This window comes from Butyrivibrio sp. AE3006, assembly GCF_000424165.1.
In the GTDB taxonomy this organism is placed as follows: Bacteria; Bacillota; Clostridia; order Lachnospirales; family Lachnospiraceae; genus Butyrivibrio.
This window is the reverse complement of sequence record NZ_AUJJ01000008.1, coordinates 41891-57040: the sequence shown is the minus strand read 5'-3', so window position 1 is coordinate 57040 and position 15150 is coordinate 41891. Positions and strand designations below refer to the sequence as shown.

The 15150-nt window shown below is 42.8% G+C and carries 10 protein-coding genes; all 10 read right to left on the bottom strand.

Annotated features, from left to right (window positions below):
• Positions 1–134: 134 nt before the first annotated feature.
• The gene (locus G603_RS0104610; RefSeq protein WP_026669455.1) at positions 135–1874 is read right to left on the bottom strand and encodes an SGNH/GDSL hydrolase family protein; all 1740 of its coding nucleotides are present in this window, start codon (positions 1872–1874) and stop codon (positions 135–137) included.
• Positions 1875–2015: 141 nt separating this feature from the next.
• Positions 2016–3557, bottom strand: coding sequence for an ABC transporter substrate-binding protein (locus tag G603_RS0104605; protein WP_026669454.1), 1542 nt, complete (start codon positions 3555–3557; stop codon positions 2016–2018).
• Between the two features lie 84 nt (positions 3558–3641).
• Positions 3642–4652, bottom strand: coding sequence for a carbohydrate ABC transporter permease (locus G603_RS0104600; protein WP_026496247.1), 1011 nt, complete (start codon positions 4650–4652; stop codon positions 3642–3644).
• Complete coding sequence (locus G603_RS0104595; RefSeq protein ID WP_035792038.1) at positions 4645–5553, bottom strand: carbohydrate ABC transporter permease; 909 nt, start codon at positions 5551–5553, stop codon at positions 4645–4647. The genes G603_RS0104600 and G603_RS0104595 overlap by 8 nt, the downstream gene beginning before the upstream one ends.
• Positions 5554–5569: 16 nt before the next feature.
• Positions 5570–8149: a DUF5696 domain-containing protein gene (locus G603_RS0104590; RefSeq protein WP_026669453.1), complete on the bottom strand. Its 2580-nt coding sequence runs from the start codon at positions 8147–8149 to the stop codon at positions 5570–5572.
• Positions 8150–8170: 21 nt separating this feature from the next.
• Complete coding sequence (locus G603_RS0104585; RefSeq protein WP_026669452.1) at positions 8171–8830, bottom strand: YIP1 family protein; 660 nt, start codon at positions 8828–8830, stop codon at positions 8171–8173.
• 4 nt (positions 8831–8834) lie between these two features.
• Positions 8835–10358, bottom strand: coding sequence for an NHL repeat-containing protein (locus G603_RS0104580; protein ID WP_026669451.1), 1524 nt, complete (start codon positions 10356–10358; stop codon positions 8835–8837).
• A 21-nt stretch (positions 10359–10379) separates the two neighbouring features.
• Positions 10380–11243 carry a carbohydrate ABC transporter permease gene (locus G603_RS0104575; RefSeq protein WP_026496252.1) on the bottom strand — a complete coding sequence of 288 codons (864 nt, stop codon included), beginning with the start codon at positions 11241–11243 and terminating at the stop codon, positions 10380–10382.
• Between the two features lies 1 nt (position 11244).
• Entirely contained in the window at positions 11245–12183 is a 939-nt protein-coding gene (locus tag G603_RS0104570; protein ID WP_026496253.1) for a carbohydrate ABC transporter permease, read from the bottom strand.
• A gap of 18 nt (positions 12184–12201) precedes the next feature.
• A complete protein-coding gene (locus G603_RS0104565) occupies positions 12202–15126 on the bottom strand; it encodes an extracellular solute-binding protein (protein ID WP_026669450.1) in 2925 nt (974 codons plus the stop codon).
• Positions 15127–15150: the final 24 nt, after the last annotated feature.

Here is a 15150-nt window from a genome sequence, read left to right as displayed (position 1 = left end):
TTTTTGCCTGGTTTTGAGTTATATTTTTATGCTCACAATGAACATTATAATATAGTTTATAATAGTCCGCACTACTATGCGGACTATTTTTTTTATAAAAATTTAAAATATTTTACTTTTTTGTGTAATATTTTTTATTTAACAACGCCAAATCCCAGTATTGTGAACTTTTTGCCTTCCATATCCTTAGCCATGCGAATCTCTACTTCATGTTCCTTCGTCTCTTCCTCGTTAAGGATGATAACGGGATTGCAGTGGGTCCAGCCCGTCTTTAAAGGATCAGCATCCATTACCTTTTTACCGTCAACAAATACCTCTGCTGTACCTGCTGTGGGAAGTCCCGAATCCTTGAAAACAAGCAGCAGCTTTTTGCAGCTAAGCTTTAATCTGAAAGGATCATCTCCCTGAGAATCATCAAGATGTGCCCAGTTATAGGGGAACTCAGGAACCTGAGTGATCTCGCTGTCCATCTCAACCTTCTGAATATCCTTATCTATATCTGAGAATGCACCCATCTCAAAAAGAGTAATTCCAAATCTGCTCTTTAAGAGGGGCATTTCTTTTCTGTCGAGAAGTATAACCTTCTCAAAATCCTTACCAAGAACAGGAGCGATTTCTTCAACAGGCTTTTCCTCTTCATTGCTGCCGACTCTTCCTGCATTAACTTCATCAAGTACGTAAAGCAGTGAGTCACACATAACCTGATGACCAAGGTTACTCGGATGATATACATCATAGAAGAACTGGTTCTTGGATATTACCCTGCCATCCTGAGGAAGCAGAGAAAACTGCGGTGTCACAGCATTCAAAATGCTTACCATAGGAAGGTTATATCTTTCTCCAACCGGTGACAGTCTGTCCTGAAGATTCCAGTCGTAGGAGAACACTGCAAAGAGCAGTATTACCGCAGGCTTCCAGGGCAGTGCAAGAGCTTTTCTTACAAGGGACTCATAGCATACGCCCTTGGTCTCATCGCCCTCGTCATTAACTGCAAACTCGATAACCACAAGATCCGGCTGCTCCTGGCCATCCCTAAGGACATCTCTCTCGAATCTGATCATTCCAAGCTCTGAGGGAGTTCCGCCAACACCTGCTTTTACAAGCTTAACTTTTCCTTCCTTAGAAAACTTCTTCTCAAATTCATTGGCAAAGAGTCTTGCATAGCTTTTCTCATGGATCGGTATAGCACCAGCTCCCTGAGTGATTGAACCGCCTATGAATGAAAGTGTTACCTCTTCGCCCATTGCAGCCTTTTCAAGAACCTTCTCAAGTCTCTTTGTATTGCCGGCCTTCATAAGGCTTCTTGCAATCATTTCTTTATATCCGTCGGATTCAAAATCAACCGCATATTCCATAGGCTGCGGAGGAGCTGTAAATCCGTCGTTTAGATAAAATCTCACATCTGCCATTGCCTGAACTCCGGATTCCGGAAATTCAAAGCGAATCTGCCCAATCTCATAATCTGTGGGCACCCATGAGACATCAGCAAGATCAATAGTCGTCTCCATACCATCGGTTTCAAATTCTTTTGTTATCTCAGTCGCAGGTTCTCCGGGATTTCTCGGATACATCTGCATTACAAATTTTACTTTTTCATCATTAATTCTGGAAGAAACGCTTACACCGATACTGTGAACCATTTTTCTAAAGCCTCTTGTGCTCTTGAGGTTATTAAGCATCTCTTCGTCTGTTATGTTACCGGAAAGCTTTGCCGCATCAATGATCCTTCCGTCATTTTCATATATAAACTGAATTCCCCTTCCATCAGGCTGAGGAGCTCCGAAAATTCCTTTACCCTGCATTATGAAAAAATATGGGCGTTTTTTCTCCGGATCCTTTGGCGCTGTGGGTCCTTTTCTTTCCATTACCTGCATAATCAAATTCCTTCAATTCCGTTTTGCCTAAAAAGCACTTCTTATGCGAAGTACTGTCATTATCTGCTATTAAAAACAACTAGGGCGATGTCTTTACAGACACCGCCCAAATCTACATTAACAGTTTCTGTTAAATGTTAATTATTTGTTTGCATCATCTACATATGACTTCCATGTATCTCTGATTGCTTCAACCTGCTCAGATACTACTGCGCCGGGAGCAATGTTCCATACGAAGTCAGAACCAAGGCTAAGGTTAGGAACCATGCCATGATAAGCGATGCAACCCTTCTCTGTCATCATTGTGATTGTCTCATCAACTGCTCTGCTGTCGAAGATACCATTTCTAGCTGTTGAAAGATATCCGTTGTAATCAAGGTACTCAGCTGAAGGAGCGTTTGTATAGAGGTTCCAAGCGAATGCAAGCTTCCAAGCCTTATCAGCATCATAGCAAGCAGGGATTGAAACCGGGTTGTTTGTCCAAACGTTGATGTAATCAGAAGCCTTAGGTCCCTTAGGGAACATAACGAATCCGAGTTCATCAGGCATATCCTCAAGGAAGTTGCCAGGGCATCCAGCATACTCATCCTCTACAAGGAATGCAGCCTGTCCGTTGATGAATGCTTCTTTGTAGTAATCCCACTCAGCGCCTTCAGGATCGGGCATATCATAGTTGTCATAGATCTTTACGCACCACTCAAGAGCTTCAAGAGTGTTAGGATTCTCAAGTTCATATGTAAATCCGTTAGCATCCTTGCCGATAAACTCACCGTTATTAGCAAATACTGCCTCAGTTGTCATAACACCTTCGTTAAGTGTAAGACCGTAAACGTCGATAACACCATCGTTGTCTGTATCTCTCTGAACCTTGGAAAGGAGATCCTCGAAAGCATCCCATGTCCATGTTCCGTCTGCCTGCATATCATAGATTGTCTCAGGATCGATACCTGCATCTGTAAGGAGTCTCTTGTTGAAGTAAACACCTGTACGAGCTTCTGAATATCCAGCGAACATAGCATAGATCTTGTCGCCGTCTGAATACTGCTCATGGAGCTTATTTCTCTGGAACTTGTCCTGTGAGAAATCAAGGCAGTCAAGTGTAGAAAGGTCATACATAAGACCGTTAGCCATAGCAGATGTGATAGCCGGATCATCACGAAGAGTCCAGAGATAGTTGTTACCGTCATCACCTGTTGTAGCATAATCTACGAAATCTGTAGGTGTTGAACCCCAATCGGAAATAGCCTGAGACTTGATTGTGAAGTTGTATGTCTCCTGGATCCAATCTCTGTACTCCTGAAGAGCTTCTTCATAATCGTTCTGAGGTTCTGCCGGGTCACCTGACCACCAGTCACGGATGATAATGTCCATGCCGCCAAGATCGATGGGGTTGCCATCAGCATCTGTGATAACCTGATAAGGATCGTAGTCGCTATCAGCTACTTCTTCCTCTTCCTCATCCTCTTCTTCGTCAGCTTCTTCTTCATCAGCTGCTTCCTCTGTGTCCTCTGTTTCTTCCTCTGCAGCATCCTCAGCTACTTCTTCTGTCTCTGTAGCTTCAGCCTGGTCTGCTTCAGTTGCAGGTGCCTCAGTGTTTGATGAGCCACCGCATGCTGCCATACTCATGAGCATGGCTGCTGTTGTGATAACAGCGGTTGTCTTTGTTGTTAGAGATCTTTTCATACTCTAATCCTCCTTTTTAAATACTCCTACTCATAGGAAACTTTTATATCCTCCGGAGCTAATGCTCCGGCTGACTGCTTTTTTTTACATCTTTATACCGGTACTGCTAATACTCTCAACGAACTCTCTTTGTGCGAAGAGGTAAATAACAATAATGGGTACAATGATGATAAGTGTACCTGTTGCAAGTATGCAGTTCGAATATGCAACAGAAATTGTGGTCTTAACTCCGTTAATTCTCTGAATGTAAGCTCCAAGGCTGTCTACGATTCTTGAAAGTCCTGTACTTACAAGCTTTGTGCTTCCAAGGAACATTCTGGAATAGAATCCGTCTGTCCACTGCCATACAAATGCGAAAAGGAAGCAGGAAGTAATAATAGGTCTTGCCTGAGGAAGCATGATTGTGAAGAAGGTCTTAAGTGTTCCGCAACCATCAACATAAGCCGCCTCTTCCAGGTCGCCGGGAATATTTCTGAAATACTGACGGATCATGTAAATATACAATCCGTTCTTTAGTCCCATACATCCGGCACTCATCAGGTAATAAGGTAACTTTGATCCACGAAGGTTCAGCGTCTCTCCGGTTATCAACTTGAAAATACCAAGAACATCAAAGTATCTGAAGTGAAGGTGAAGTGAGCTGGCAATTGTCTGCGGCGGAATAAGAATTACCAAAAGGACCATCGCAAACCAGAACTTCTTACCGGGGAACTCAAATCTTGCAAATCCGTAACCAACCAGTGTGCACACTGCAATCTGTAGTGCCGCAATGGTAAGTGAGATCAAAAATGAATTGAGTACCGCTTCTTTTAAGCTTATAAGCTCTGCAGCAAGTCTGTAATTGGCTGTTGTGAAATGCTCGGGTATTGAGATTACAACGGGGTTATACAGATCCTGCTCTGTCATAAAGCTTACAGAGATTTTATTGAGTATGGGCTGAATGATCATAAAGCACATTCCGAATAAAAGAATGAATCTTATGATACTTACAGCTTTCTCACCGATTACCTTTTTAAGAAGGTATCCTCCTGAGAGCTTGTTTCTCTCCCAGAATCCCATCTTTTTATAGCTTGCCATAGCTTCTGAATTAGTCATAATAGTAAACCCTCTTTGAAATGAAATATGATGTAATTCCAACAAACGCAAGGACAAGCACAAAGTAAATCCAAGACATTGCTGAAGCATTTCCGTACTGCTGCTGATCGATCATAACCTTCTGAATCTTCTCGATAACCTGGTTATCAGATCTCATACAGAAATCGACTACTGTGTAAATCCAGTTAACAAGGAAAAGTGAGCTTATCATAGGGAATGTGATCTTCCAGAGGCTTTCCCATTTAGTACATCCCTCGATATCAGCGGCTTCATACATGCTTGATGAGATGGTCTGAAGTCCTGAGAGGAAAATGATGATCTGGATACCTGATGCAAGGGCTACATCATAGATATTGTCGATAACCTCGAATACCTGCTCGTATGCTCTTACACCGACGCCTGCTGTTCTCAATATATCCTCAAGAGCTGCTGTCACGCTGACACCCTCTGTTGTCTGCTCAATTGTCTGAGCCAGGGATGCCATGAGCTGGTTATTTGATTCAAGACCGATAATAACACCGGATGAAAGAATAACCGGAAGGAAGAATATTGCTCTTACAAGAGCTCTTCCCTTGAATTTCTGGTTAAGGATCAGTGCCACGAAAAAGCTGAACACGATTATAGCCAGTGAATAAACCATCATTCTTGAAAGCTCTTCCACAAGGAGTCTTGTATATTCAGGGTCAACTCTGAATGCGAACTTGAAGTTTTCTAATCCTGCAAGAGTTTTCGTAATCTTACCTGCTGAAAGATCCACATTACAAAAACTCATATACAATGACTCAAAAAGCGGTTTAACAAGGAATACCAGGAAACCGATTATGAACGGGGATATGAAAAGATATCCTGATATGGCTTTTCTTTTCTGTAATCCGGCCAGTTTGTTTTTCTGCTTACTCATTACTATTTATCCTTTCTCACCTAGTTACCATATAATCCCTTGCCGGAACCTTTACTCCATCCTCAGTTACGAATTCGCTGTAACCGTAGTTTACATAAACCGCTGTTCCATCGGCATATTCGGTACGGGAGACGTCTGCGCTCAGATTCTTGTGGTCTACCATTTCCTGATTGAAGGTATGTCCGAGTTCGTTGTTGTATCTTGTGTAGATCTCGAGCATCTTGTCCTTCCATGCATCAAAGGTTGCTCCGTAGTAATCTGTGTATAAGGTCTTCTGTGTTGCAAATGATGTCTCTTCCATGAATGTAAAATTAAGACCTGCGCCATACTCTGCGCTGTAGAGAACCTCGTTCTCTTCGTTTCCGCAGATATTGATTGCTTTTCCTGTGTAGTTTGTTCTTCCATGTACTGCAAGCTGGAAGAAAGGAATGCACTCATCGAGGATTGTGTACTCACTACCTCTTAAATCCATGCCTGTTATCATGCTTGCATAGGGAACTGCGTAATCATTACCCATGTTTACCATGATAGGTGTTCCTGCATCGGCAATGCTCTTAAGCCTCTCTGTCTGGAGGTTAAGAACCGCCTGTCTGCTGTAAGTGTTCTTCCTGTAGAAGTCTGATGAAAGATCCATGCCCAGATCCTGGAAGGAAGCGCCTGCTGCGTACTTATCAGCTGTTTTTGCAAGATTGCTCACAAGGCTGTCAGCCAGCTCTGTGTGAAGCAGATAGTATGTATTGTTTGAGTTTTCTCTCTCTGCATATGTGATATGACTGTATTCATGAAGCTGTGCTCTCTCTTTACTGATGAGCTTGGCTGCATCGCGGAATGAGAAGAAGCCGTCGAATATGTTACTGTCATATGCATACTGTGTAATTCCGTTTAAGTAAACTGTTGCGCCCTTTGACTCAGCTGTGCTTATGAAGCTCTTAAGGTCGCTCTTTCCACCAAGTGCACCGATGGGCTTAATTGATTTAAGAAGCTTTTGCTTAACGCCTCCGTTACACCATCCTGTGAGCTTGACATCCATGTTGGTAACGCCACTGTCACTGAGCTGTGTAACTATATCTGCAGCTTCATCGAAGCTTGTAAGCTTAAGAGGTCTTGATACCGGAATACCAACAATCTGCTTGATCTTGTCGATGGCTCCGACTATCTCGATGGCAACAGGTGTGCTCTCTTCATCAAGCATATCCAGATATCCTGAATACTCATTCTGTAAATAGCTGCCGTAATCCTTTGCCATGTCCACATAACTTCCTGAACCGATGAAGGAATATCTCTGTCTGAGAGTTTCATTTGGAAGTTCAGGGATGTATTCGTAAATATCACTGTTAGCGATATCACCTACATCGTATTTTTCACGCTGATTTACGCTGTAAATTGCATTTACGTAATTGTAGCTGTTGTTTTTGCCTGCTATATCAGCCTGTACTGCTGCATAGGATCTGCCATCCTCGAGAATACAGATGAAGGAATCCTCTCCTTCAGATACACCGTACACTCCGTAGTAAGCTCTTGTGTCATGTACAACTGCATCTCTCTTTAAGCACTTATCCCAGCCATATACATTAGCATAGTAACTGCTCTGTGCTGTTTTACCGTTGTTAAAGCTTATTGTTGCTCCGCCGCCCTCGGGTACCATGATAAAGCCTTCGTCTTCAGGGCCGCCTGCTCCGAAATACGGAAGAGGTGTTATCGTATAAATAGGTGTTTCTTTATCATAAGCAAGATCTTCATAAGGAATTTCAACTACAAGGTCTTTTCCGTCAAGCTTGTAAATGATGCTTGCATTGAAGATCGGATTATCTGATGAGGTTGAAGACATATCAAGTGCTTTGTCTTCTATATAATCATCATAGGTGTAGCCTGCTGCAGCAAAAAGCTCCTCCATCTGCTGCTTGGTTGCATCCTTAGTCTTCTGTCTGAGGACATAGATTACACTCTCTTCGATGATGGGATAATTTGCGATCAGCTCGTCTTTATTGTCTTTCTTGCCAAGCTTGTTGATGTCGTATTTCTTGTAGTACTGCTTTACCAGATCGGCATCCTTTTTATCCATCTTCTTAAGAAGCTTGTTGAATGCCTTCTTGGTTGCTACAGGAGGAATTGTGAACTCCTTGGAAACTGTGCCCATTGAGTAATTTACTCTGATTTCGTTATCTCCGGGAACAATCTCATAAATTCCGTTCTGTGCACTGTAGCCGAATGAGTTATAGGTTGTCTCAAGACCCTGTGTGATTGAGTAGCTCATTACCAGTGGTGACTGGAGAAGAGCTTTTTCATCAGTAAGTGCTATAGGATCACTTGCTGCGTCCTTGGGATTTGAGTACCACACTTTACCGGAATCCTTAACTTCAATGGAGAACTCTGTTGTAGCGTTATCCATTACCAGCTTAAGTTCATCATTCTCTATTACTGTCTGTTCCTGCTCGCCGGTATATGCGTAAGGAGCAATCGCTTCCTCATGTTCTGCCGGTGCTTTGTAGTTGATAACTACGAACACACCTGTGAGGATGATCAGAAGAAGTATTATTTTAGGAAGCTGTGATAAAACCGCTTTCCCTATTTTTTTGGCTAAATTGTTCTTTTTCAAGTTCGTCACCTCTTGTTACTCCTATATTCGGAACATCAATTCTTTCGCAATGGATATGAAGTATGACACACCCTGCGAAATCATGCTAAAGAATATCATAAGTATAAAGATCATTACCAGCATTGCGAACAGTGTTGCTACTGTAAACAGCAGGTTCTTTTTAGCTGAATACTCATGGATCTGACCCATGGCTACCACAACCAGAATCGCCGCATAAACCAGTGTCAGAGCACTTAATGTGCTGTAAAACTCAGCTTCATCTACTGTTACAAAGTTACTGAATATCATCAGCGGGAACTGTACTAACGGATAGGGAGTAAGCGCATAACAGGTTGCCATATATACCTGTCCCAGTCTTCCTTTTCCATCAAAAAGTGTTGTCAGTCCCCAGTTACCTACTACCCAAAGTGCCAGTGGAAAAAGAACACTGGCCAGGTATAAGAAGATGTTCAGCTCTTCCCAGTAAACCTGTACGAATATGAAGCTTGTATATCTTAGCTTCAGTATTCTTATAAGTAGTGTAAGGAACAAAATAGTATTTGCTGCCGCATAAGTTCCTCTGCCCTCATGGGTGAGATCCCAGAATCCGTCAAGTGGATGTGAGATGCAATACAATGCAAACTTAAGGGAGTCTATATATTTTTCTTTCGGTGTATTAAACTGTTTTAATTTTGCGATCATATCCTCACCTGTTTCTGCCTGCTACGAAAATGTCTGCTGTGTCTATTTCGTGGCGTATTCTCTTTACCCTTCCAATTGAAAGAGGGATAAGGAAAAGTGCAAGAATCACTATTACGATTATTACGATGTGATCCTCAACCCACTCTTTACGGTACTGTCTGTATGCCTTGGAGTAGTTCTCTGCGTCATACTTAAGTTCGAAATAATCCATCGCCTCTTTATATCTCTTCTGGCGAAGAAGTGCTCTTCCTATACCGATATAAGCGAGATCGTAGTTACCATTCTGATTCATTACGTTCTCCCAGGAAGCACCGGATGCTTCGTAATTACCCTGGTCGAACTGCTCGATGGCATCATATACGAGATTACCGAACTCTGTAGGCACAAAAGCTGTTATTGAACAATCAAGTGAATCCAGTACATAAAGCTCATGACCATATCTCTCTATTGCTGAGGGCTGTCTGAAGTAACCATCCATGTTACCGTTTCCGCCAAAGGCGAATACCATGTGACCCTGGTCGTCATATCCAAATACACGACCTCTGTTCTTATCAAGACATGCATAGATGTCATTGTCCATTACAGTGATATCTGTGAAGTATGAAGGACCTTCGTAACCACCGCCTGATCCGAAGTACAGATCACCGTATGCGTTCCAGTCACCGTTCTGAACCAGGATGTTGTTACCCATAAGGTTCAGCTTTCTGACTGCATCAGCTGATCCGTTTCTAAGGTCATCAGCTTTTACTGCGCCGGTGCAGGCATATATGAAGCCTTCATAATCCATGAAGATGTTGTCATACTCTGTAGGAACGAAGGATACCATCTTGGCTCTCTGCTCCTGAGATGCGAATTTCTTCCATATATAATCTGTCCAGTCGTAGGTAACAGGTGTTGCTCCTACGAATCCTGAGAAGGTTCCGTCATTTTCATACTTAACAAGACCTTTGTTGATTCCAACTGCTATACAGTAAACACGCTCAGCAGTATCAATTGCCAGTTTACTGGGCTGGAAAACAAGCTTGGGATCAAGTGTCTTGTCGTCGGGCTTTTCAAACTTCTGAATGTAATTCAGGTCCTTATCAAGCTTTAAGACTCTTGCATTACCCTGATCAGCTATGAAAATATCGCCATCCTCTGATATTGCTATATCAGTGGGGTTATTAAGTGTTGTCTCACCGTCACCGCCGTTAAATGAATCAATTGTTCTTACATATTCAAGATTCTCGGCGGAGGATCTTTTCAGCTCAAGGATTCTGTTATTGCCACTGTCACAGATGAAAATGCTGTCACCGTGTACATACATTCCCTGAGGGTTCTTTAATTTCACATCAAGTCCTAAGTCTGAAGATGTGAAAACCTTACATACGTTGTACAGATCCGGGCTTTCCTGAACGTCGCCCCAGTAATCGTAATTGTATGAATATCCATATTCCGCAGATGCCTGCGCCGTTATCGGAGTAACGACTGTAAATGCTGCAGCCATAGCCAGTGCTGCGGTTTTTAAAAGTATGTTTTTCTTACGCATAAGATTTAAGTCCTTTCAGCATTAATCCTTCAAACCAGAACTTGCCATGGTCTCGAGGATCTGACTTTCTGAGAATACGAATATTATGATCGGCACGATCATTACTACTACAAGTACAGCTGCGCCCTGTCCTGTTCTGGCAATACCACCGCTCTGTATCTGCTGGAGTGCATAAACCAGTGTCTTGCGCTCCTCTGAATAGATGTATGTTGATGCCTTGTTGTTCCAAAGTCCCTGTACTGAGAAGATGATAAGTGTCATCCATGCGGGCTTAACGTTAGGCATTACAATTCTTGAAAATACCAGCCACTCATTGGCACCGTCGATCTTGGCAGCCTCGATAAGTGATGTCGGAAGACCTTCCATGAACTGCTTCATAAGGAAAAGTCCCATAGGTGAAGCAAATGCCGGAATGATTATTGACCAGTAGGTATCGATCCATCCGAGTTTGTTCAGGATCAGGTAGTTAGGAATCTGTGTTACCCAACCTGTGAACATCATGGCAACTGTTACAACTTTGAAGAATGTCTGGTTGCCGGGGAAATCGTACTTAGCAAGTACGAATGCACCCATGGATGCGATTATAAGGTGTCCAAAGGTTCCAAGGAAGGTTATGAACACTGTGTTGAACAAGTATCTGGAGAATGTAACCCAGGATTTACCCATTGTTACAAACAAATCCGAGAAGTTGTCCATTGTAGGATGCTGTGCGAAGATCTTCGGCGGGAACTTAAACAGCTCATCCAAAGGCTTCAATGCACTGCTGACTGCGTATATAATTGGAAATGCCATTACAAATGCTACAAGTAACAGGAAAACGTAAAGTGCTATATCTCCTGCGATAGATCTGTTTGGCTTTCTTTTCTTGATTAGCTTCTTGCTCATTTCAGGTTCCAACTCTCCTTAACAGACTTTGAATAGCTTTATTGCAAAGTATCATCATGAGGAACAATATAGTTGCTATGGCACAGGCATAACCCATCTCAAATCTTGAGAAACCATAGTCAAACAAGTGAGTAACAATTGTTCTTGCTGCGTAATCCGTACTGGGATATCCGCAAAGTGCCATTGTTACGTCTGCAACACCAAAGGACTGTGTGATTGACATTACCGCACCGAACATGAGCATGGGCTTCATGTTGGGGAGTGTGATGTACCACAGCTCCTGCCATCTGTTCTTGATACCATCCATGTATCCGGCCTCGAACTGTGCTCTGTCTACACCCTGAAGTCCGGCTACGAATGAAAGGAATCCGGTACCAAGTGACATCCACAGGATAACTACCATACATATAGGAAGCATGTACTGAGGATTTATGAACCAAAGTATTGGTGCATCAATGATACCTAAATTCATCAGGAACGCGTTTACGTATCCGTAAGCATCTCCTCTGAAGAATACTGAGAAGATTACATAGCAGTTACCTGCTATAGACGGTGCGTAAAACACGATGACAGCGATACTTCTGATCCATCTGGGCAGCTCATTTATGAGCCAGGCAAATAGGAAGGACAAAATGTATCCAAGAGGCCCTGTGATCAGCGCTATCATCATTGTGTTTTTCACACCGATCAGAAATATGTCATCCTGTAAAACAAGACTCACATAGTTCTGAAGTCCTATGAACCTAGGAGGTTCGAGTATGTTGTAATATGTGAAGCTGTAATAGATCGAGGCTACTACAGGAAACACATAAAACATCGTAAATAAGATTGCGTAGGGTGCGAGGAAAAGGTAACACATCTTACGATTTTTAGCCTTTTTCCACGCAACATTCATATTATGTTTACGCAGTACAAAATATTTCTGCAGGTATTCCTTCATCGCTATAGTTTCTCCCTTTTATTCCTCTACCGGCATACCGAACTCTTTACGTTTCTTTATAATCTCTTCATCTATCAGAATTGAGTAATCTATGATTGTCTCTCGTGAGTCAACCTTCTCATTTAATACTTTTCTGATGGCATTTGAGATATGTCTTCCGGTAAAGTATCCGCCGGGTACCTCCCTGATACCGACGGTCTGATCCCACTGCTCATCAAGTACTGCTATATCGTCAGCACTCCAGGACAGATTTGAAAATGCATCTCTGTTGGCTGTTGCATATCTTGCAGATGAACCAAGGAGTGCCTCGATCTCTCGACCGAATCTTACCTGTGTATCAGCTGTTGCCCACCACTTCATGAATTCCCAGGAATTCTGTCTGAGCTGATCATTGTCTGTACTGATCATCATTGTGGCACTTCCTGTAATGAAATCTGATCTGTCTATCTGACCATTTACTTCTGTTCCGGGGATGAGAGTGAAATCCCAAAGTCCTCTGATCTCCGGTGCGGAAACCATCAATGTGTTGTAGGTCGAATACGGGGATATACCTATCGGCATCTCACCTGAACGGAATCTGCTGACAAAATCGTAAATAGTAGGTATTCCATAATCATTGAAGTATCTTACGTAGTCATCAAATGCCCTTACTCCGGCCTCTGTATTAACAGTTGTCTTTGTTCCGTCTTCGTTGTACATATCTCCGCCATACTGATAGAGAAGTGAGAAGTACATTGAAAGGTCAGGAACGTTCGACATGATTGATGTTGAAGCTGCTGTAGCACCGCTACTTCCTGCTGCGGTAGGAATTCCGACAGAGAGGTTATTTCCCTGGATTGTGGGAAGCATCTCTATAAGCTCCTGCCATGTCTGAGGCGGCTCAAGTCCGAGCTCCTCAAGTACGTCCTTTCTGTAGAACATTACGTTGAAGGTCTGTGTCTCAGGTATTCCGTAGATGTGACCATCAAGTCTGTACTGTTCATAAGAACTTTCCGAATAGTGGGACATTACTTCTTCCCAACCATCGAACTGGGTTATATCTTCAGCTGCACCACGCAGAGCGTAGTTTACAGGCTGATCTGCACCAACTGAGAGAACTACGTTCGGTCCTCTTCCTGCAAGTACTGCGTTAAGCAGTGCTCCGGGATCAACGATTTCTACGTTAACCTTTACTCCTGAGTTGGGAGTGAAATCGTCATCAACCATGGATTTAAGGATTGTACCCTGGTCACGACCTGTGAGTACCCAAACCTTTACGATCTCTTCACCTGAATTCTCGTCGTAAACATCACCGACTGAGTTGTAATCAACTACAAAGGATGCTGCGAAGGACTTGATCTCATGTGCTGCCTTTGTAAAGAAGTTGGCTTTGTCCTTCTTGGGCTGTGTATCTGTACCCGATACAACCAGGTAGTCGATATCAAGCTTTGTCTCACTCATCTTAAGTGAAGCAGTACCAAGTGATGTGATGTTATCTTTGAATGTTACAAACTCTGTTGTTATCTTCTGAGGCTTTGCACAGAATCTTTCAAGCTGCTGAGCGATTGTCTGTGCTGTTGCTATGTTATCTGCCTTCTGTCCTGAATATGCAACCATGTCATCTACTATCTTGTAGAGACGCTTGCTTTCAAGCTCCATGGCTTCCATGATCTCGGGATATGTTGTATCAATATGATAATCTCTGTAGATATCAGGATTTGCTCCTGTATATACAAGTATTCTTCTGTAAATCTGATTGAGTCTGTAGGTTGAATCCTCCATCTCCTGAAGGATTGTTCCCATTCCACCAAGAGTTGCCTCAAGCCTTATGGTGTGAGTACCCTTTGTAAGGTAGAAGTTGTAAGGAGTCTTGTTTTCATCTGCCAGAGTAATGCTGTCCCAATCGTTGTTATATCCAAAGGATATTTCCTCAAGCTCCTTGAAAGGAATCTCGCCATCGATCAGTACGCTTCTGGTTGAAACAGATCCTCTTGCGTAGTTCTGACGACCCTTTACCATGATGTTGTAGAAACCGTCTGCCGGAATCTCAACGTTCCATTCAATCCACTGTCCTGAGCTTCTCCAGCTCTCACCACCTACATAGTTGAGTTTGGTGGTTGTTACACTGTTAGGACTTGTTGTGGGTGATGATCTGTCATACTTTGCATAAAGTGATGACTCGGATCTGATTGTTGAATCCTCACCCTGTATGAGTTCCATGAAGCTCTTTGCTTCTGCGCTGTCGCTCTTTCCTGCATTAGCTGCCGCATACTCTTCATAAGTAGGTCTTTCTGTTGCCGCACTGACAACAACCTTGGAAATGAGCATCGGCTCGTTATCTGCTTCAAATGTAAGAGTGTTTGCTCCCTTATTCATATAGAAGAGATAGGGTTCAGCGATGTATCCCATATCATCTTTGAAGTAAGCACTCTGCCAGTCGAAATACTCAACCTGTCTGGGACGGATCTCATTGCCCTGGTTATCAACCTTGACCTCGCCGCCGTCCATCCACATTCTTGTGAATGCTATATTTCTTGCATCCTCAAAGGGAAGCTCATCATTTATGTATACTGTTCTCTCTGCAGCTACACCTCTTGACTCAGGAAGCTTGTACTCAATGAATAGTCTGTACATTCCTTCTTCAGGCACATCCACATTCCAGGTGATCTTTGAACCTGTCTCTGTGAAAACTGCATTTTCTTCTTCGTGAACATCGCCCTCGGATGTGTAATCCATGAGGTTAACCTCAACATCCTTGTCTGCTTTTTTCACGCCGGCATGTTCATTCAGGTATCCGGTATAGCTTCCTGTTCTCTCCATTCCCTCTACTTCTTCAGCAAGGTCGACTCCTTCATATTTTTCATGGAAGTCTTTTACCTCGGTGTGAGAAAGTACTACGCATATACCTATAACTACTGCTAAAGCTATAATTACACCAATTACGGTTTTTAGATTTTTGTTCATTACCTTAAGTCTCTTTCCCTTTTT

Excerpts from the sequence above, each read along its gene's own strand:
- G603_RS0104610 (WP_026669455.1), bottom strand. The coding sequence starts at position 1,874 with ATGCAGGTAATGGAAAGAAAAGGACCCACAGCGCCAAAGGATCCGGAG.
- G603_RS0104605 (WP_026669454.1), bottom strand. The coding sequence starts at position 3,557 with ATGAAAAGATCTCTAACAACAAAGACAACCGCTGTTATCACAACAGCA.
- G603_RS0104600 (WP_026496247.1), bottom strand. The coding sequence starts at position 4,652 with ATGACTAATTCAGAAGCTATGGCAAGCTATAAAAAGATGGGATTCTGG.
- G603_RS0104595 (WP_035792038.1), bottom strand. The coding sequence starts at position 5,553 with ATGAGTAAGCAGAAAAACAAACTGGCCGGATTACAGAAAAGAAAAGCC.
- G603_RS0104585 (WP_026669452.1), bottom strand. The coding sequence starts at position 8,830 with ATGATCGCAAAATTAAAACAGTTTAATACACCGAAAGAAAAATATATA.
- G603_RS0104580 (WP_026669451.1), bottom strand. The coding sequence starts at position 10,358 with ATGCGTAAGAAAAACATACTTTTAAAAACCGCAGCACTGGCTATGGCT.
- G603_RS0104575 (WP_026496252.1), bottom strand. The coding sequence starts at position 11,243 with ATGAGCAAGAAGCTAATCAAGAAAAGAAAGCCAAACAGATCTATCGCA.
- G603_RS0104570 (WP_026496253.1), bottom strand. The coding sequence starts at position 12,183 with ATGAAGGAATACCTGCAGAAATATTTTGTACTGCGTAAACATAATATG.
- G603_RS0104565 (WP_026669450.1), bottom strand. The coding sequence starts at position 15,126 with ATGAACAAAAATCTAAAAACCGTAATTGGTGTAATTATAGCTTTAGCA.